This is a genomic window from Dokdonella sp., assembly GCF_051958935.1.
Taxonomy (GTDB): Bacteria; Pseudomonadota; Gammaproteobacteria; order Xanthomonadales; family Rhodanobacteraceae; genus Dokdonella_A.
The window spans coordinates 15,875-34,392 of record NZ_JBQCFP010000181.1; the positions used below are offsets into that span (position 1 = coordinate 15,875).

Annotated in this window: 18 protein-coding genes; 4 read left to right on the forward strand and 14 right to left on the reverse strand. The window is 69.7% G+C overall.

Translation table 11 applies throughout. The features are described 5' to 3' along the window. Positions 1-14 precede the first annotated feature (14 nt). The gene (locus ACTHK2_RS16770; protein WP_440246882.1) at positions 15-2,063 is read left to right on the forward strand and encodes a hypothetical protein; all 2,049 of its coding nucleotides are present in this window, start codon (positions 15-17) and stop codon (positions 2,061-2,063) included. Between the two features lie 99 nt (positions 2,064-2,162). Here ACTHK2_RS16770 and ACTHK2_RS16775 read toward each other — a convergent pair whose 3' ends face one another. The 5 genes from ACTHK2_RS16775 to surE are packed head-to-tail and all read right to left on the reverse strand — an operon-like array spanning position 2,163 to position 6,238. Beyond that, positions 2,163-3,029: a sigma-70 family RNA polymerase sigma factor gene (locus tag ACTHK2_RS16775; RefSeq protein WP_440246883.1), complete on the reverse strand. Its 867-nt coding sequence runs from the start codon at positions 3,027-3,029 to the stop codon at positions 2,163-2,165. 55 nt (positions 3,030-3,084) lie between these two features. Next, positions 3,085-4,116 carry a peptidoglycan DD-metalloendopeptidase family protein gene (locus ACTHK2_RS16780; protein ID WP_440246884.1) on the reverse strand — a complete coding sequence of 344 codons (1,032 nt, stop codon included), beginning with the start codon at positions 4,114-4,116 and terminating at the stop codon, positions 3,085-3,087. Positions 4,117-4,125: 9 nt separating this feature from the next. Beyond that, complete coding sequence (locus ACTHK2_RS16785) at positions 4,126-4,731, reverse strand: YqaA family protein (protein WP_440246885.1); 606 nt, start codon at positions 4,729-4,731, stop codon at positions 4,126-4,128. 46 nt (positions 4,732-4,777) lie between these two features. Continuing rightward, entirely contained in the window at positions 4,778-5,458 is a 681-nt protein-coding gene (locus ACTHK2_RS16790) for a protein-L-isoaspartate(D-aspartate) O-methyltransferase (protein ID WP_440246886.1), read from the reverse strand. A gap of 3 nt (positions 5,459-5,461) precedes the next feature. Then, a complete protein-coding gene (gene surE / locus ACTHK2_RS16795) occupies positions 5,462-6,238 on the reverse strand; it encodes a 5'/3'-nucleotidase SurE (RefSeq protein ID WP_440246887.1) in 777 nt (258 codons plus the stop codon). 343 nt (positions 6,239-6,581) lie between these two features. Here surE and ACTHK2_RS16800 point away from each other — a divergent pair, with 343 nt between their 5' ends. Beyond that, positions 6,582-7,154: a Smr/MutS family protein gene (locus ACTHK2_RS16800; protein ID WP_440246905.1), complete on the forward strand. Its 573-nt coding sequence runs from the start codon at positions 6,582-6,584 to the stop codon at positions 7,152-7,154. A 459-nt stretch (positions 7,155-7,613) separates the two neighbouring features. Here ACTHK2_RS16800 and ACTHK2_RS16805 read toward each other — a convergent pair whose 3' ends face one another. The 9 genes from ACTHK2_RS16805 to ACTHK2_RS16845 form a co-directional block, all read right to left on the reverse strand. Next, positions 7,614-7,814: a hypothetical protein gene (locus ACTHK2_RS16805; RefSeq protein ID WP_440246888.1), complete on the reverse strand. Its 201-nt coding sequence runs from the start codon at positions 7,812-7,814 to the stop codon at positions 7,614-7,616. A 142-nt stretch (positions 7,815-7,956) separates the two neighbouring features. Beyond that, a complete protein-coding gene (gene truD / locus ACTHK2_RS16810) occupies positions 7,957-8,982 on the reverse strand; it encodes a tRNA pseudouridine(13) synthase TruD (protein ID WP_440246889.1) in 1,026 nt (341 codons plus the stop codon). Then, positions 8,979-9,533 carry a 2-C-methyl-D-erythritol 2,4-cyclodiphosphate synthase gene (ispF, locus tag ACTHK2_RS16815; protein WP_440246890.1) on the reverse strand — a complete coding sequence of 185 codons (555 nt, stop codon included), beginning with the start codon at positions 9,531-9,533 and terminating at the stop codon, positions 8,979-8,981. Before ispF ends, truD begins: the two co-directional genes overlap by 4 nt. Before the next feature lie 154 nt (positions 9,534-9,687). Further along, complete coding sequence (ispD, locus tag ACTHK2_RS16820; protein ID WP_440246891.1) at positions 9,688-10,401, reverse strand: 2-C-methyl-D-erythritol 4-phosphate cytidylyltransferase; 714 nt, start codon at positions 10,399-10,401, stop codon at positions 9,688-9,690. Beyond that, positions 10,391-10,708 carry a cell division protein FtsB gene (gene ftsB, locus ACTHK2_RS16825; RefSeq protein WP_440246892.1) on the reverse strand — a complete coding sequence of 106 codons (318 nt, stop codon included), beginning with the start codon at positions 10,706-10,708 and terminating at the stop codon, positions 10,391-10,393. Before ftsB ends, ispD begins: the two co-directional genes overlap by 11 nt. Positions 10,709-10,720: 12 nt before the next feature. Next, a complete protein-coding gene (gene eno / locus ACTHK2_RS16830) occupies positions 10,721-12,031 on the reverse strand; it encodes a phosphopyruvate hydratase (RefSeq protein WP_440246893.1) in 1,311 nt (436 codons plus the stop codon). Beyond that, positions 12,028-12,327 (reverse strand): hypothetical protein, encoded by a 300-nt coding sequence (locus ACTHK2_RS16835; protein ID WP_440246894.1) that lies wholly within the window; start codon positions 12,325-12,327, stop codon positions 12,028-12,030. The genes eno and ACTHK2_RS16835 overlap by 4 nt, the downstream gene beginning before the upstream one ends. 193 nt (positions 12,328-12,520) lie before the next feature. Next, positions 12,521-13,351 (reverse strand): 3-deoxy-8-phosphooctulonate synthase, encoded by an 831-nt coding sequence (gene kdsA, locus ACTHK2_RS16840; RefSeq protein WP_440246895.1) that lies wholly within the window; start codon positions 13,349-13,351, stop codon positions 12,521-12,523. Next, on the reverse strand, positions 13,348-15,021 hold the full coding sequence (locus ACTHK2_RS16845; protein ID WP_440246896.1) for a CTP synthase: 1,674 nt from the start codon (positions 15,019-15,021) through the stop codon (positions 13,348-13,350). The genes kdsA and ACTHK2_RS16845 overlap by 4 nt, the downstream gene beginning before the upstream one ends. Positions 15,022-15,264: 243 nt before the next feature. Here ACTHK2_RS16845 and ACTHK2_RS16850 point away from each other — a divergent pair, with 243 nt between their 5' ends. Together ACTHK2_RS16850 and ACTHK2_RS16855 are read left to right on the forward strand one after the other, a co-directional pair. Beyond that, positions 15,265-16,860 carry a hypothetical protein gene (locus ACTHK2_RS16850; protein ID WP_440246897.1) on the forward strand — a complete coding sequence of 532 codons (1,596 nt, stop codon included), beginning with the start codon at positions 15,265-15,267 and terminating at the stop codon, positions 16,858-16,860. A 153-nt stretch (positions 16,861-17,013) separates the two neighbouring features. Continuing rightward, on the forward strand, positions 17,014-18,495 hold the full coding sequence (locus ACTHK2_RS16855; protein WP_440246898.1) for a choice-of-anchor Q domain-containing protein: 1,482 nt from the start codon (positions 17,014-17,016) through the stop codon (positions 18,493-18,495). Positions 18,496-18,518 lie beyond the last annotated feature (23 nt).

Sequence of the window (18,518 nt, forward strand, 5' to 3'; positions counted from 1 at the left end):
CCGTATGTGCTTGCGTGCTCCTCCTTTCGCTTGCACCGCTCACCCCTTGCGCGCAATCGCTGGTGGTCTACGACGACGCACTCGGGAGCGGCTTCGGCAACTGGTCCTATGGCGGCGGCAGCGACTTCGCGAACACGACGCCGGTGCATGCGGGCACGCACTCGATCTCGCTCACCGGCAACGCGTTCAACGCCGTCTCGTTCACCCACGAAACCGGCCTGCTGTCGACGGCGAGCTGGCCGGTGCTGCATTTCTGGGTGCACGGCGGCACCGCCGGCGGACAACAGCTCGGCATCATCCTGCAGGCGAACTGCAGCGCCGCGGGCAATCCGTGCGCGGTCGTCGCCGAGGGCAATCTCGGGCCCTACATCGCAGGCGGCGCGCCCGCCGTGGGCACCTGGCGCGAAGTCACCGTGCCGATCGCGCAACCGCCGCTGTCGTACTCGGGCAGCTTCGACCGCATCGACCTCACGAGCAATGTCGCCGGCACGCAGCCGACCGTGTACTTCGACGACGTGGCACTGCAGCCGGCAGCCAACGTCGTCGACCTCGTCTTCGCGAACGGCTTCGAGGGCATGCCGGTCGCGGCGAACATGCTGGTGGAAGAGCACGCGGTCACGGTCGGCTCGATGGTCAGCGATCGCTTCACCTGGCGTGATTCGGCGAACAAGCCGCGCGTCGCCGTGCTCGCGCACAACGACGGGCAGACCGGGCCGACCGCGCCCGGCGGCTACCCGAACCGCGGTGGCGCGCTGCGCGAATTCCGCTACCAGATGCCCGACGGTTCCACCCGCGTCGCCGGCGTCACCGACTACGGCAACGCGGGCCAGGGCGGCTTCGGCTACGTCGTGTCGCATTCGGCCTGGCCGAGCAACGGCGGCGGCTGCAACGGTGACGATTCGCCGCTCGGCTACGGCACGCCGGGTTCGTTCCAGCGCGTATTCGAGGGTCGCCATCACGCGATCTTCCGCTTCACGCAGAACTATCCGCGCCACTGCAGCGCCGCGCCTGGCGGTGCAAACATGGTGGTGCCGGTCACGATCGACTGGAGCTTCTCGACCGGCCGCGACAATCCGCTCTGGTCGGTCACCTGGGACATGAGCGCGCTCGGCGCGAACACGCTGTTCGACGATTCGCGCGCGCCGTACGGCGAACTCGAGATCGATGGCGCCGGCGCCGCCGACATCAGCGGCGTCGCGTGGGGTGACCGCTGGCAGTTCACGAGCACCACCGCACCCCTCACGCTCGACAGCGCATGGACCTGGAACACGCCCAACAGCGTGCCGTACGTGAAGCTCTGGGTCGCGTCGACGAATGCGACGATGGGGCTCGTGCAGAGCCAGACGATGACCCAGCAGGATGCGGGCGCGCGCAACGCGTTCTATCACGACGTCACGGCGTACTGGAACCACACGAGCGCGCAGGGCGACGCCGGCGACGGCTACGCGATGCCGTGGCAGGACAGCTGGCCGTACCAGGCGAACGCGTTCTCGATCGACGCGGGCGCGTCGAGCAACAACGCTCGCCTCACCTGGGGCACGTCGTATGGCTTCCTCGGCCAGGCAAGTTACGACGTGCACGACGGCGTCGTCGCGACCGCGCCGGGCTACCCGAAGAAGAGCTACGCGGTGTACGTCGTGCTCGGCCCGCACAGTGCGACGCCGGTCGAAGCGCAGCGCGCCGAGATTGAAACGATCCAGACGCTCGCGTTGAGTGCGAGCGTCGGCAGCGTCGCCACGAGCGGTCCGGCAGGTCCCGCGCGAACCGACACGATCGCGTATTCGCCCGCGGGCTACGACCCGGTCTACGGCGCCCTCACGTTCACCGCGGCCGGCAACGCGCTCGATGCGAACATCGCGGTCGGTGCCGGTCGCACGCTCAGGCACCCGCTACTCGTCGTGCGCGGCATGAGCGCCTACCCGCGGACCGTGAAGTTCAACGGCACGACGCTGACCGCCGACGTCGACTACTACCCGTCGCTGCGCGCGGGCGCGAACGAACTCTGGCTCACGCTCAACCGCGACATCACAGGGAGCGCGAACCGGTTGCAGTTGCAACCCTGACCCTGCTCGCCGGCGCGCGGCGCGCTTTGGCGCTCGCGCCCCCAGGCGTCCGCGCCGCAGCACTTCATCGCGCTGCCGCGGCGACGACCGCCGTGCATGCTATTGCGCGGCGAACTTGCGCAGGCGCTTCAGGCCTTCTTCCTGGATCTGCCGCGCTCGCTCGCGCGAGATGCCGAGGTCGCGACCGATGTCGGCGAGCGACTGCACCGGCGTGCCATCGAGGCCGAAGCGACGCTGCAACACGAGGCGCTGGCGCTCGCTGAGCCGGCCGACGAGGTCGGCGAGGCGCTCGCTGCCGATCGCGCCCGCGGGTTCGCTCGCACCATCCTCGCCGTCCTGGATCGTGCCGATCAGCGCACGCTCGCCCGCGTCGAGCGCATCCAGCGAGTCGACGCGTTCGCTCACGCGGAAGAGTTCGGCGACGTCCTGCACGCTCTTGCCCACCATCTCGGCGATCTGGTCGAGGCTCGGCGCGGCGCCGATGCGCGCGGCGAGTTCGCGCTCGGCGCGCAGTACCTGGGCGAGTTCGCGCAGCACGTGCACGGGCAGGCGCACGGTGCGCCCCTGGTTCATCACGGCCGACTGCACGGCCTCGCGGATCCACCACACCGCATAGGTCGAGAAACGCAGCTTGCGCGCGGGATCGAACTTGCCGACCGCGCGGATGAGGCCGAGGTTGCCCTCGGCGATGAGGTCCATCAGCGGAACGCCGCGGCCGACGTACGGTCGTGCGACGCTGACGACGAGGCGCAGGTTCGCCTCGATGAGGCGTCGGCGCGCGTCGGCATCGCCGGCCTGCACGCGTTCGGCGAGCGCCCATTCCTCGCGCGCGCCGAGCAGGTCGATATAGCCGATCTCGCCGAGGTAGGCGCTCGCGGAGCTGCGCGCTTCCTCGTCCTGAGGCTCGATCGCGTCGACGAGGTCGAGCATCTCGTCCTGCGCGCGGGAATCGGGAGCGTCGGGCATCACGCGCGCAGCTTACCGCCGCCGGGACCCGTTGCGTCACTGCGGTGCACGACGCTCAACGCCGCGGCAGGAAATCGATCGGATTGGCCGGCTTGCCGTTGCGCCGGATCTCGAAGTGGAGCGAGTCGCGGCTCGCGCTGCTCGACCCCATTTCCGCGATGACCTGACCCGCCTTCACGCGATCGCCTTCCTTCACCAGGCGCTTGCTGTTGTGGCCGTACGCGGACAGGAAGCTCGGGCTGTGCTTGATGATGACGAGCTCGCCGTAGCCGATGAGGCCGTTGCCGCTGTAGACGACCGCGCCATCCGCGGCCGCTCGCACAGGGTCGCCGGCCTTGCCGGCAATGTCGATGCCCTGGCGCGTCGGATCGCCCGCCACGTAGGTGCCGACGACCGCGCCGTCGGCGGGCCAGCGCCAGCTGACTTCGCCCGCCGGCAACACGGGTTCGGGCACCGGCGGCGTGTCCGGTTTCGGCGGGACGGTCGCTGCGCTGCCGGCCGTGGCAGGTGTCGATGCGACCGTCGGCGACGTCGGTGCGGTCGGAGCCGTCGCTGTCGCACCTTTGGTCGCCGTGGACGTCGTCGGCGTCGCAGCGGATGCCGCGGCCGGCGCGGGCGCAGGCGTCGCCGCGAGCGGTTCGAACGCGCCCGGTTTGGGGACACCGGCCGGCGCTGCCTTCGGCGGCGTCGCGACGGTCGCCGCGCGCGGCGACGGCGCGGCGGTCGATGCCGGCGGGGCCGCGACCGCCGTGACCGTGGGCGTCGTGCGGCCGCGTGGCGCGCGCGTGCGCAGGTCCTGGCCGACGTAGATCGTGTACGGCGCACCGATGCCGTTCCACTGCGCGAGGTCGCGGTAGTCGACGCCATGGCGGAACGCGATGCTGTAGAGCGTGTCGCCGCGCTGCACGCGGTACGTGTCGGCGACGGCGGGTAATGGCGGCGCGGGTTCGCGTCGAGGCGGCGGGCCGCCGAGGCTGCGATCCTCGACCGGCGCGGGACCCGTCGATGCGCATCCCGCGAGGAGCGTGGCCAGGATCAGGCCCGCGACTCCGTGCGGTGAAGGCGCTCCGCGCAAATAACTCGGCATGCCAATATGTTACCGCATAAACTTAAAGTACACGACAAGGCCGACGAGCAAGACGACGACGGCCCAGCCGATCCATTCGATCCAGCGGTGCAGGAGGTCCTCGGCACGCTTGCCGCCGAGCCGGATCGCGCCGGCGAGCAGGAATACGCGCTTGCCGCGTCCGACCACCATGCCGCCGACGAACGGCAGCAACGGCATGCCGACGATACCGGATGCCCAGGTGAAGATCTTCAGCGGCACCGGGATGAAGCCGGCGGCGACGAGCATCCAGAATGCCTGCCACGGATGCGCGCCGACCTCGGCGCGGAGCTCGGTGACGAGCGCATCGATCTTCGGCAGCCAGCCGAGCCACGCGAACAGCGGGCGCATCGCGTCGAATGCGTAGTGGCCGAGCACGTAGGCGACGAGCGCGCCCACCATCGAACAGGCGAGGCTTACGCCCGCGTAGCGCGCCCAGCGCAGCGGCTTGGCGAGCACCATCGGTGCGAGCATGATCTCCGGCGCGATCGGGAAGATGATCGCTTCGACGAAACTCAGCACGCCGAGATAGCGTTCGGCATGCGGATGCGAAGCCCAGACCAGCGCGCGTTCGTACAGCGGTCGGAACAGCTTCATGCGCGCGCCTTTCGTGCCGCGGGGCGTTGCGCCGTCGGAACGATCGTCATCCGACGCCTCCGAGCAGCGGCACGAAACTCACGGCGCCGAGGTTTTCCGAAACGAAGCCGTCCTCGCCCGGGTGCACGCGCAAAAGGCCCTGTCGCCCGGAAGGCCCGACCGGCGCGACGAGGCAGCCGTCCGGCGCGAGCTGGGCGAGCAACGCGGGTTCGAGCGCGGCACCGGCGGCGGTCACGATGATCGCGTCGAACGGCGCTTCGTCCGGCCAACCGAGCCGGCCGTCGTCGTGCCTGGATCGGATGTTGGAAAGACCGAGCTTGCGGAAACGGCGGCGCGCATTGCGCAGCAGCTCGTCGATGCGCTCGACCGTGTAGACCTGTTCGACCAGCGCGGCGAGCACCGCGCACTGGTAGCCGGAGCCGGTGCCGATCTCGAGCACGCGGCGCGGCAGTTTCGTTTCGATGAGCGCCTCGGTCATGCGCGCGACGACCCACGGCTGCGAGATCGTCTGGCCCTGGCCGATCGGCAGTGCGGTGTCCTCGTAGGCACGCGAGGCGAGCGCCTCGTCGATGAACAGGTGGCGCGGCAGCTGGCGCATGACGTCGAGTACGCGCCGATCGCGGATGCCCTCGGCGACGAGCCGCTCGACCAGCCGGTCGCGCGCGCGCTGCGAGGTCATGCCGAGGCCGCGCGACGAAGGGTCCTGGCGCGAGAACAGCGGGCTCATCGCTCAGGCCGCTCCGGCCATGGCGGGCTGCAACGCGGCGACCCAGCCGCTCACCTTCTCGAGCGCCTGGAAACGCGTGAGGTCGACGTGGATGGGCGTGATCGAGACGTAGCCGTCGCGCACCGCATTGAAGTCGGTGCCCGGGCCGTCGTCGGCCGCCTCGCCGGGCGGGCCGATCCAGTAGATGGGCCGGCCGCGCGGATCGGCCTGCGCGATGCACGGCGCCGAGCGGTGGCGCCGGCCGAGCCGCGTGACCGCGAGGCCGCGGATCTCGTGCCACGGCAGATCCGGGACGTTGACGTTGAGGATCATGTCGGCCGGCAGCGGATCGACGAGCAGGCGACGCATGAGCAGCAGCACCGCCTCGGCGGCGCTGTCGAAGTGCGTGCCCTTGTGGTCCTTCGTCACCAGCGATACCGCGATCGCCGGCAGGCCGAGGAAGCGCCCTTCCATCGCCGCCGACACGGTGCCCGAATAGATCACGTCGTCGCCGAGGTTGGCCGCGTTGTTGATGCCGGAGACGACGATGTCCGGCTCGCGCTCGAGCAGGCCGGAGAGCGCGAGATGCACGCAGTCGGTCGGTGTGCCGGCGACGCGCCAGCGGCGCTCGTCGAGGCGCAGTGCGCGGATCGGTGCGTCGAGGGTCAGCGAATTGCTCGCGCCCGAACGATCGCGATCGGGTGCGACGACGGTGACCTCGCCGACGGCGCCGAGGCGCTGCGCAAGCACGTGGATGCCCGGTGCGTCGACGCCATCATCGTTTGAAACAAGGACTCGCATGCGGCTTCCTGCGCTGCGCCAGCGCGCACGGCGCACACCAGCGGGAAGGGTTCTCGGGGAAGCGTTAATGATAGCGGATCGAATCCGCGGACGCAGACGCGCAGCACCGCTGCCGCCGCCCGCGGGTTGTCCGTACCGGGCCGCATCGGTACTCTCGGATCGATCGCCGACGCTGGAAATCCTGCATGAATGCGCTCGCGAACATCGATGGCCGCGCCCGGCTGGTGGCCGCCGCGGCGGGCTCCTGGCCGGCCGCGCAGCCGGTACCGCACGCAGGCGCCACCGGGCCATACCGTTGAACCGATCCGGCAACAGGCCGTGGTCGGCGCGCGTGCGCGATGCGCTGCGGCGCCGTGCCGATGCCGCGCCCTCGTCCGGCGCTGACGCGGTCGACGACGACGACGCGCGCCTGTTCCGCGAAGCGATCGGTGACGTGCGACGCCTCGAGGAACCGGCCGCCGCGGAGCCGACGCGGCCGCGACCGGCGCCGGAGCCGCTGCAATCCGAACGCGACGAGGCGAGCGTGCGCGGCGAGTTGCTCACGCATGCGATCGATCCGGGCGCGGTCGAACTCGGCGAAGCGATCAGCTACCTGAAACCCGGGCAGCCGCTGAACCTGCTGCAGAAGTTGCGGCGCGGCCAGTTCAGCGTGCGCGCCGAGATCGACCTGCACGAAATGAGCGCCGCCGTCGCCCGCGAGGCGATCCGCGAGTTCCTCGACGACTGCCGTCGCCACGACGAACTGTGCGTGCGCATCGTGCACGGCAAGGGGCTGCGATCGAAGGCGCAAGGCCCCGTGCTCAAGCAGCTCACCGACACCCTGCTGCGCCGGCGCGCGGACGTGCTCGCATTCGCCTCCGCGCGCCCCGCGCAGGGCGGCACCGGCGCCGTCGTCGTCCTCCTGCAACGCCTGTAAGGCGGTCCGCGCAACGCGCGTGCCGCCGCAAACACGCGACGACACCGCGGAGCGGCGGCGGGACTCGCCGCTGCGCGGCTCGACCCCGCCCTCCGCGGTGGCCATGCGCGCATGCATGATCGTGGGCGGGACGCGCAACGCGCGTGCCGCCGCAATACGCGAAGATAACGCGACGTGGCGGCGGGACTCGCCGCTGCGCGGCTCGACCCACCCTACGCGGTGGCCATGCGCGCATGCATGATCGTGGGCGGGACGCGCCGCGCGCGTGCCGCCGCAAGTACGCGACGACACCGGGGCGTGACGGCGGGACTCGCCGCGGCGGGGCTCGACCCGCCCTTCGCGGTGGCCATGCGCGCATGCATGATCGTGGGCGGGACGCGCAACGCGCGTGCCGCCGCGGCTACGCGGTGTGCCGCACCAAAGCGCGGTACGCGGCAGGCCGTCCCACGGACGTCCACACTAGCCGTCGTTGCGTGCGAGGCGCTCCGGGCGTGTCGGGTAGTTCACCCACATCACGGTCGCGTGGCGACGCAATGCCCACTGGTTCACCGCGATGACCTTGCCGTAATCGATATCGCCGTCGTACGAGCCGCGCGCGACGCCGTTGCGGCCGCCGCTGCCGGCGCACGCCGACAGGCCCGTGCAAAGCAGTACTGCCACTCCAATCGCCAGCGATCGCATGACCACCTCCGCGTCGGGATGCCGCGACCACGGCGCCGATCGCCGTGATCGCACGACCACGATACGCCCGATCGGCGCGCCGGACACGTGTCCTGCCGTGCAGAACCCACGCTTCGCCGCATCACGCCATCGCGGCATGCCAGTCGCACAGTTCCCGCAACACGGTGGTGGCGAAGCTGCCGGCGCCGAGGCCGAATTCGACGACGAGCCGGTCCGGCGCCTCCCACGCGTACGCGAGGCCGGCGGCCCGCAGGCGCAGCGAGCGCCGTTCCTGCTCGAGCCCGGCGCGCTCGAGGCCATCCGCCAACCCACCGTGCGAGGCCGTCGCGTTGCGCTCGAGCACGGCGACATCGCCACGGGTGCGCAGCTCGCCGCGGCCCCACAGCGGCCCGGTCGGATGGATGTCGAACGCGGCGAGGCGCCGCGCGAGCTCGTCGGTGAACGGCTCGGGTCCGAAGATCGCGTGCGTCCCGTCGAGCATCCACACCTCGCCGTCGAGCGCCCGGTCCCAGTCGCCCCGCTCGACGCGCGCGGCGAGCACGGCATTGAACAGCTCCGAGCGCGCCGCCGACAGCGCGATGCCGCGGCGCTCGCGCGGCATGCGCTCGCCCGCGAACAGGCGCGCCGCGAGGGCGAGATTGCCGCCGTCCCGGCCGAAACGCTGTTCGCCGAAATAGTTGGGCACGCCGCGCGCGGCGATCGTCGCGAGGCGCTGCTCCATCGCCTCGCGCTCGCCGCGCACGCCTCGCAGCACGATGCGGAAGCGATTGCCGCGATGCGCACCGCGCTTGAGCTTGCGATTGTGGCGCGTGGCCGACAGCACGCGCACGCCGTCGATCGCGAGCGAGGACCAGTCCGGATCGGCGCGCCCCGCGAGCTGCACCGTGAAGGCCTGCCGGGTGACCGCGTGCCGGTCCTTGAGCCCGGCGAAACCGACCGCGAGCGGCGCGACGCCGGCCGCACGCGCGAGTTCGCGCGCGACCCATTCGGTGTTCGCACCGCTCTTCTCGACCACGACGAATGCGTGCTCGCCGCTGCCGCTCGGCTCGAAGCCGAGCTGTTCGTCGACCCGGAAATCGGCTGGCTCGGCGCGCAGCACGCCGCTCGCCGGCGGACTGCCGTGCGCGTACGGCAACGCGCCACTCACTCGAGTTCGTCCGGTTCGAGGCGGCGCACGAAGGTTGCGAGCGCGGGCGCGTCGGGCGGCGCGACGGTGGCGGACGCGCGATGCCGGTGCAGCAGCACGACCGCGAACGCGGCGATGCCCTCGCCGCGACCGGTGAAACCGAGCGTCTCGCTGGTCGTCGCCTTCACGCTGACGTCGCCGACCGCGCAGCCGAGATCCGCCGCGAGGTTGCGCCGCATCGCCTCCACGTGCGGCGCGACCTTCGGCCGCTCGCACACGACCGTGATGTCCGCATTCGACAGCGCATAGCCGCGTTCGATCGCGAGCGCCATGCAACGCAACAGGAAATGCCGGCTGTCGACATCCTTCCAGCGCGGATCGCTGGGCGGGAAATGATGGCCGATGTCACCGAGCGCGAGCGCGCCGAGCAGCGCATCGCAGAGCGCATGGATGACCACATCGCCGTCCGAATGCGCGACGACGCCGTGCGTATGCGGCACGCGCACGCCCGCAAGCGTGACGTGGTCACCCGGACCGAATGCGTGGACGTCGATGCCTTGGCCAATGCGCATGGGGGAATGGGAATGGGGAATGGGAATGGGGAATGGGAATGGGGAATGGGAATGGGGAATGGGGAATGGGGAATGGAGAATGGAGAATGGAGAATGGGATGGAGGTTACAGCCTGGCTTCAACCGTGCAAGCGGACGGACCAAGCCCGCTCCTCCTATTCCCTGTTCCCTATTCCCCATTCCCTGCCCAACAGATACTCCGCCAACGCCAGATCCCCCGGCGTCGTCACCTTGATGTTGCTCTCCGCGCCCTCGACCAGCAGCGGGCGGTGGCCGGCGCGTTCCATCGCCATCGATTCGTCGGTGATCGCGACGCCTGCGGCCTCGGCCCGTTCGAGCGCGGCGACGAGTTCGCCTCGGCGGAACAGTTGCGGCGTGAGCGCGCGCCAGCGCGCCTCGCGCGGTTCGGTCGCGGCGACGCGCGCGTCGGCATCGGCACGCTTGAGCGTGTCGCGCACGGGCGCGGCGAGCAGGCCGCCGCCGGCGGCGGCGCCGCGCTCGACCAGACACGCGATGTCCTCACTGCGCACGCAGGGCCGTGCGGCATCGTGCACGAGCACGAAGGCGTCGTCGCCGACTTCCCGCGGCAATGCGCGCAAGCCCGCAAGTACCGACCCACTGCGCTCGGCCGCCCCGTTCGCGGTCAGCAGCGGCGTGTCGCCGATGCGTTCACGCGTCCGCCATTCACGGTTGCCGGCAGCGAGCACGACGAGGATGCCGGCGATGCACGGCGTCGCGGCGAGACGTTCGAGCGTCCATTCGATCAACGGGCGGCCGGCAAGCGCGACGTACTGCTTCGGGCGCTCCGCGCCGAAGCGCGCGCCGCGGCCGGCAGCCGGCACCACGCACCACAAGCGGTCAGTGGTCATGCGCGTTCGCGTCGTCGCCCTTCGCCGGTCCGTCCGGTTCGACGACCTGGTAGAAGGTTTCGCCGGGCTTGAGCAGGCCGAGTTCGGAGCGCGCGCGTTCCTCGATCGCCTCCTCGCCGTGCTTGAGATCCTCGACCTCGGCCGACAGCGTCTCGTTGCGCTTCTTCAGGCGCTCGTTCTCCGCCTTCTGCTCGGCCACCCGCTGTTGCAACCGCCATACGTCGCGCAGGCCGCCCTGCCCCGTCCACAGGCGAACCTGCAGCGCGATCAGCACGATCACGAGGACGAGGGCGACCCAGCGCAGCACGCGAGTGGAACCTCAGCGGCCGAAGTCGGGGAGGTTCGGGAATGCATCCTTGCCGGCGTAGCGGGCGGCGGACCCGAGCGCCTCCTCGATGCGCAGCAGCTGGTTGTACTTGGCGACGCGGTCGGAGCGGCACAGCGATCCGGTCTTGATCTGCGTCGCCGCAGTCGACACCGAAAGGTCGGCGATCGTCGTGTCCTCGGTTTCACCGGAGCGATGCGAGATGACCGAGGCGTACTTCGCCGCGTCGGCCATCGCGATCGCGTCGAGCGTTTCGGTCAGCGTGCCGATCTGGTTGACCTTGATGAGGATCGCGTTGGCGATGTGCTTGTCGATGCCTTCCTTGAAGATCGCGGTGTTGGTCACGAACAGGTCGTCGCCGACCAGCTGCACGCGCTTGCCGAGGCGCTCGGTGAGCCGCTTCCAGCCGTCCCAGTCGCCTTCGGCCATGCCGTCCTCGATCGTGACGATCGGGTATTTCGCGCACCAGCCGGCGTAGAACTCGATCAGCTGGTCCGCGCTCAGCACCTTGCCCTCGCCTTCGAGGTGGTAGGCGCCGTCCTTGTAGAACTCCGAACTCGCGACGTCGAGGCCCAGGAAGATCTCGGAGCCGACCTTGTAGCCAGCCTTGGCGATCGCTTCGAGGATGGTCTCGATCGCTTCTTCGTTCGACGCGAGGTTCGGTGCGAAGCCGCCTTCGTCGCCGACGGCGGTATTGAGGCCGCGCCCCTTCAGGACAGACTTCAGCGCATGGAAGATCTCGGTGCCCGCACGCAGGCCCTCGGAGAAACTGGGCAGGCCGACCGGCAGGATCATGAACTCCTGCATGTCGACGTTGTTGTCCGCGTGCGCGCCGCCGTTGATGATGTTCATCATCGGCACGGGGAGACGCAGCGCCGTGGGCCGAGGGCTGAGGACCGAATTGACGTAGCGGTACAACGGAAGCTTCTTCGAAGCCGCTGCCGCGTGCGCGTTCGCGAGCGACACGCCGAGCAGCGCGTTCGCGCCGAGCTTGCCCTTGTTCGGCGAGCCGTCGAGCGCGATGAGCTTCTCGTCGAGGCCACGCTGGTCGGTCGCATCGAAGCCCTTCAATGCCGCGGCGATCGTCGTGTTGACGTTGCCGACCGCGTGGCGCACGCCCTTGCCGAGATAGCGCGCCTTGTCGCCGTCGCGCAGCTCCACCGCTTCGCGCGAGCCGGTCGACGCGCCGGACGGCACCGCGGCGCGGCCGAACGAGCCGTCGGCGAGCGTGACTTCGGCTTCGAGGGTCGGGTTGCCGCGCGAATCGAGGATCTCGCGGGCATGGATGCGTTCAATTCGGCTCACTGCTTGCACTCCGGCATCTTCATGGTGGGATCGGGGAACAACGTGCGATCGGGCTGCCACGATATGCGCGTGACGCCGTACGGCTTGAGCGCCTTGAACGTCTGCTTCGAGAGCGCCGCGTCGCGGCACGAGGCGAGCACGATGACGCAGCGCAACGCCTTGCCTTCGCGTCGGCGCACGACTTCGGCGGGGAACGTGGACGGCGACATGTGCTGGCCATCGATGCCGAACTGCAGTTTCGGTGAGTAGGTGGCGACGACGCTCGCACCCGTGCAGTCGTCACGCCCGGTGTTCACCTTGGGGCCTGGCTGGCCGGGGCTTGGCTGGGTGGCGGCAGGCTGATCGGGCGCTCGCTCCGCAGCGGCCGCGACTGCGCACGCGAACAGTGCCGATGCAGCGAACGCGCGCGCATTGCACACGCCGGCGACGCGCGACTGCGCGCCGCATGCCGTGGAGAATGGACGACCGCGGTACCGCATCTCGCCTCCGTCAGATCGATTCGAGGTAACCGTTGCGCTTGCCGATGCGGTCGAGTTCGACCAGTGTTTCGAGCAGCGCGGCCATTTTGCCGAGCGGCCACGCATTCGGGCCGTCGCTGAGCGCCTTGTCCGGGTCCGGATGCGTTTCCATGAAGATGCCGGCGATGCCGACCGCGACCGCGGCGCGCGACAGCACCGGCACGAACTCGCGCTGGCCGCCCGACTTGCCGTCGGCGCCGCCCGGCAGCTGTACCGAATGCGTCGCGTCGAAGACGACCGGGCAGCCGGTGTCGCGCATCACGCTGAGGCTGCGCATGTCGGAAACGAGGTTGTTGTAGCCGAAGCTCGCGCCGCGCTCGCAGACCATGATCTGCTCGTTGCCCGTCGCCTTCGCCTTCGCCGCGACGTGCTTCATCTCCCACGGCGAGAGGAACTGGCCCTTCTTGATGTTGACCGGCCGGCCCGCGCTCGCGACGTTCTGGATGAAGTCGGTCTGGCGGCAGAGGAACGCCGGCGTCTGCAGCACGTCGACGACGCTCGCGACTTCGGCCATCGGCGTGTATTCGTGCACGTCGGTGAGCACCGGCACGCCGATCTGCCGCTTCACTTCGGCGAGCACCTCGAGGCCCTTCTCGAGGCCGGGGCCGCGGAAGCTCGTGCCCGACGTGCGATTGGCCTTGTCGAAGCTCGACTTGAAGATGAAGGGCACGCCGAGCTTGCCGGTGATCTCCTTGAGCGTGCCGGCCGTGTCGAGCTGCAATTGCATCGACTCGATCACGCATGGCCCGGCGATGAGGAACAGCGGTTTGTCGAGGCCGACCTCGAAGCCGCAGAGATTCATGCCACCGCTTCCTTCGCGTCCGTCGCGGCGAGGCGCGGCGCCTCACGCACCGCCTTCTGCTCGCGCGCCGCGCGCACGAAGCCGATGAACAGCGGATGGCCGTCGCGCGGCGTCGAGGTGAACTCCGGATGCGCCTGGCAGGCGACGAACCACGGATGGTTCGGCAGCTCCACCATCTCGACCAACAGGTCATCCATCGACTTGCCGGAGATCATGAGGCCGAGGTCCTCGAATGTCTGGCGATAGCGGTTGTTGACCTCGTAACGGTGGCGATGGCGCTCGCGCTCGACGTCCTGGCCATAGAGTTCGCGCGACAGCGTGCCGGCCTTGAGGCGGCACTCCTGCGCGCCCAGGCGCATCGTGCCGCCCTTGTCCGAACTCTCGTCGCGCTTCTCGACCTCGCCCGCGCCGGTCGTCCACTCGGTGATCAGCGCGATCACGGGGTCGGCGCAGTTGCGGTCGTTCTCGCTCGAATTCGCGCCTTCGAGGCCGGCGATGTTGCGCGCGAAGTCGACCACCGCCGCATGCATGCCGTAGCATATGCCGAAGTACGGGATGCGATGTTCGCGTGCGTAGCGCGCGGCGGCGATCTTGCCTTCGAAGCCGCGCTTGCCGAAGCCGCCCGGCACGAGGATGCCGTCGGCGTCCTTGAGCATGTCGGCGCCCTTGCGCTCGATCTCCTCGGATTCGACCCAGCGCAGGTTCACGCGCGTCTTCTGCTTGATGCCGCCGTGGCGCAGCGCCTCGCCGAGCGACTTGTACGCGTCCTTGTGCTCGACGTACTTGCCGACGATCGCGATCGTGACCTCGCCCTGCGGGTGCTCGACTGCCTCGACCGTGCGCTCCCACGCGGAAAGATCCGCTGTCTTGGCGGCGAGGCGCAGCTTGTCGATGACGATCTCGTCGAGCCCCTGGCTGTGCAGCCACATCGGCAGCTGGTAGATGACGTCGACGTCGGTCGCGCTGATGACGGCCTTTTCGGGGACGTTGGTGAACAGCGCGATCTTGCGCCGCTCGCTCTGCGGGAGCGGCTGCTCGCAGCGGCACAGCAGCACGTCCGGCTGGATGCCGATCGAGCGCAGCTCCTTGACCGAATGCTGCGTCGGCTTGGTCTTGATCTCGCCGGCGGCCTTGATGAACGGCACCAGGGTGAGATGCATGAAGATCGCCTGCTCGGCGCCGTGTTCGATGCGGATCTGGCGGATCGCCTCGAGGAACGGCAGCGACTCGATGTCGCCGACCGTGCCGCCGATCTCGACCAGGGCAACGTCGTAGCCCTGGGTCGCCTCGTAGATTCGGTGCTTGATCTCGTCGGTGATGTGCGGGATCACCTGCACGGTAGCGCCGAGGTAATCGCCGCGGCGCTCCTTGGCGATCACGCTCTCGTAGATCTTGCCCGTCGTGATCGAGTTCTTGCCGGTCAGCCGCGTGCGCACGAAGCGCTCGTAGTGGCCGAGGTCGAGGTCGGTCTCGGCACCGTCGTCGGTGACGTAGACCTCGCCGTGCTGGAACGGGCTCATCGTGCCCGGGTCGACGTTGATGTAGGGGTCCAGCTTCATCATCGTCACGCGCAGGCCGCGCGCTTCGAGGATGGCAGCCAGCGACGCGGCGGCGATGCCCTTGCCAAGCGAGGACACCACGCCGCCGGTCACGAAGATGAGGGGGGTCATGGGCGGAACTTTCTGCCGGAAACCCATATTCTAGTGGCTCCGCCCGTCCCGCGCACCCTTGCGCGCACGCACGAATCGCCGCCCCGCCCGCTGGCTCACGGCGTTGCCGCCTCCTCGCCGACCAAGCTGAATGCCCGGCTAACGGCCGCGGCTGGCTGCGCCCGTCGGGATGATAGGAAGCCGGACACGGCCTCGTTTGTGACGCGTGACGGCCGCCATGGACGGTCACGACGGAGCACCTCGATGCGATTCTTCTTCCTGTTTCCCGGCCTCGCCTTCGCGGCGGCCGGTTCCCTGCACGCGGCCGAGATCAGTGTCGGCGCCGGCCCCGCCTGCACGACGCACACGATCGGCGAAGCACTGACCCTCGCCGCCGCGACACCGGACATCGATACGATCCGCCTCGCGGACGACCAGGCCTACACGGGCCAGGCGGTATTCATCGGCACCTCGGTCAACCTCATCGGCGGCCACGCCGCCTGCGGCGCGACGGCGCCGGCCGGCACCACTGCGCTGGTCGGTACCGGCGAATGGGCGACGCTCGCGATCGGCGGCACCGCCGAAGGTATCCGCGTGCGCCTCGAGCACCTCGACATCAGCGGCGGCGGCGCCAGCGGCGAGATCGGCAGCTGGGGCGGACTCAACATCGCGGGCCATGCCTTCGTGTCGCTCGCCGACCTCGCGATCCACGACAACCACAACCGCTTCGGCGGCGGCGTGGAGGTTCGCGGCGGCGCGATCGTCGAGTTCGAGCGCAACATCGACGTGCACGACAACCACGCGACCGCCGGCGGCGGCCTCTTCGTGGATGGCGCGACCCTGCGCGTGCGCCCGCAGAACGTCGTCGTGCGCGACAACGACGCGCTCAACGGCGGTGGCATCGCGCTGTTCAACGGCGCGAACGCGAGCGTCGGCAGCAACCTGGACGACCCGGCGACGCCGGTCGACGGCTTGCTGATCGCGCACACTGCAGCCGAGAACTACGGCGGCGGCATGATGGTGAGCGGCAGCGGCACCTCGCTGCTCGCCGACGACACCGTCGTGCGCGACAACGTTGCGGCTGAAGGCGGCGGCGTGTTCGCCGGCAACGGCGGCTACGCGCAGTTCGCGCGCCTGCGCGAGGGTCCGTTCCGCCACTGCCCACTCGAACTCGAATGCCTGCGCCTGTCCGGCAACACGGCCGAGCGCGGCGGCGCGATGTCGGTGCGCGACGGCGGCAGCGCCCACGTCGACGAGACGATCGTGCGTGGCAACGCATCCGCGGGCGGCTCGGCGTTCTGGCTCTACGGCGACGCATCGCAACTGCGCATCTATTCGAGCCTCGTCGTCGGCAACGGCTGCATCCAGGGCGCGCCGGGTTGCCCGACGATCTACACCTCGGGCGGATCGCTGCGCTTCGAGCACACGACGTTCGCCGACAACGCGAGCGCTAATACACTGATCTGGGGTGACGGCGCGCAAGGCGCGATCGTCACCGATATCAAGGGCTATTCGAGTCTCGTCTCCGGCCACGCGAAGATCTTCGACTTCCTCGGAGCTTTTCCGACCGTGTCGTACGACTGCATGCTCAAGGACAGCGGCAACGACGAAATCGCCGCCACGCGCAGTGCGGTCATGGCGTTCGCGTTCCAGGACGCCGCACGCGGCGACTACCACCTGCCGGCCGACAGCGCCGCGATCGACTGGTGCGACGGCGCGCCGGTATCGAGCCAGTCGCCCGACATGGACGGCACGCCGCGCGGCCTCGATGCGGACCAGGATGACCTGTTCGGCACGTTCGATCTCGGCGCGTTCGAAGCGGACCGCATTTTCGCGACCGGCACCGAAATGCGCCGTTGAGTCGCATCGCATCCGGCAGGCGACGCGCGCCTGCCGATGTGTTGGCTTGTCGGATATTGCGCATTGCGATCGAGGGCTAAGGGATCGGCCGCGTGCCCGCGTAGTTGGCTGGACACCCGTCGTGTGACGGGTACCGGCTATCTGGAGTACGCAATGATTCGAACCCGGCCCCTCTTCTTCGCGATCGCCCTCGCCGCCGCATCGACGGCGCATGCGGCGACGTTCACCGTCGACACGCTCGCCGACAGCGGCAACGGCAGCCTGCGCGACGCGATCAACCGCGCCAATGCGAGCGCCGACGCGGATGTCATCCAGTTCAACCCGGGCCTTGCGGGCACGATCGATCTCACCGGCGGCGAACTCGTCGTTGGCGCCAGCGTCAGCATCATCGGCCCCGGCGCCAACCGGATCACGCTCGACGCCAACGGTCGCAGCCGCGTGTTCCGCTTCGACAACCCGGCTGGCGAGACGCGCAGTTGGGCGATCAGCGGCCTGACCGTCACGCGCGGCTCGGCGACCGCGGCGAACGCCGACAGTGGCGGCGGGCTGTTCTACGAGAACCCCGCGTCGTCGTCGTCGCGGCCGTCGCTGGCGATCAGCGGTGTCGTGTTCTCCGCCAACACGGCCTCGCGCAAGGGCGGCGCCGTGAGCGTGTCCGGTGCGAACCTCACGCTCGCGGGCGTCACGCTGAGTGCGAACGAGGCGCGCGGCGGCTTCCAGCCGTCGGGCGGTGCGCTCTACCTTGATCGCGGGTTGCTGTCGATGCAGCACTGCCGCGTCAGCGACAACAGCGCGGAGCTCACCGGCGGTGGCATCCGGCTCGCTTCGCCGGGCATCAGCGCGGTCATCACCGACACCCTCATCCAGGGCAACAGCACGACGTTGAGCGGCGGCGGCATTCACGCCGGAACGATGCAGAGCCTGCGCATCTCGCGCTCGAGCCTGGTCGACAACCGGGTCACCAACCAGACCGAAGGTGGCGGCCTCTATTTCAGCGGTTCGACCGATGCCGGCGCGGCGGAGAACATCATCGAAAACTCGACGTTCTCAGCCAACCGCACGCAGCACGAGGCGGGTCGCGGCAGTGCCATCGCCGTTGCCAGCGGCAACCTGACCGTGCGCAACAGCACGTTCGCGAACAACGCGACCTCGCCCGCCACCGCGCCTGCACCGAATGCGGGCGGCGCGGTGTGGGTCGCCAATGGCACCGCCACGCGCGTCACCGTGCAGAGCACGCTGTTCAGCCGCAACACGCACGGCAACTCGAACCTGCGCGTGGACCTCACGCGCCAGACCGGCGTGCCCGAGAGTTCGCTCGTCGCGGACCACAACCTGTTCGAAGCGTCGCCGGCGATCGGCGTGCTGACCAGCGGCAACGCGAACAGGGAAGGCGATGCGCGACTGGGCGAACTCGCGTATGCCGGCGGCCCGTTGCCGGTGCATCCCATCGCCGCCGACAGCCCGGCGATCGACGCGGGCGCGAACCCGGGCGCGCTCGGGACCGACCAGCGCGGCGCGGGCTTCACGCGCACGATCGATGCGAATCCCTGCCGGCGACCGCTCGTCCATGCCACCGACATCGGCGCGTACGAGTACCTCGGCGACTCGATCTTCTGCTGCGGCTTCAACGGCTGACCCGGCATCGACGCTCCCGCGAC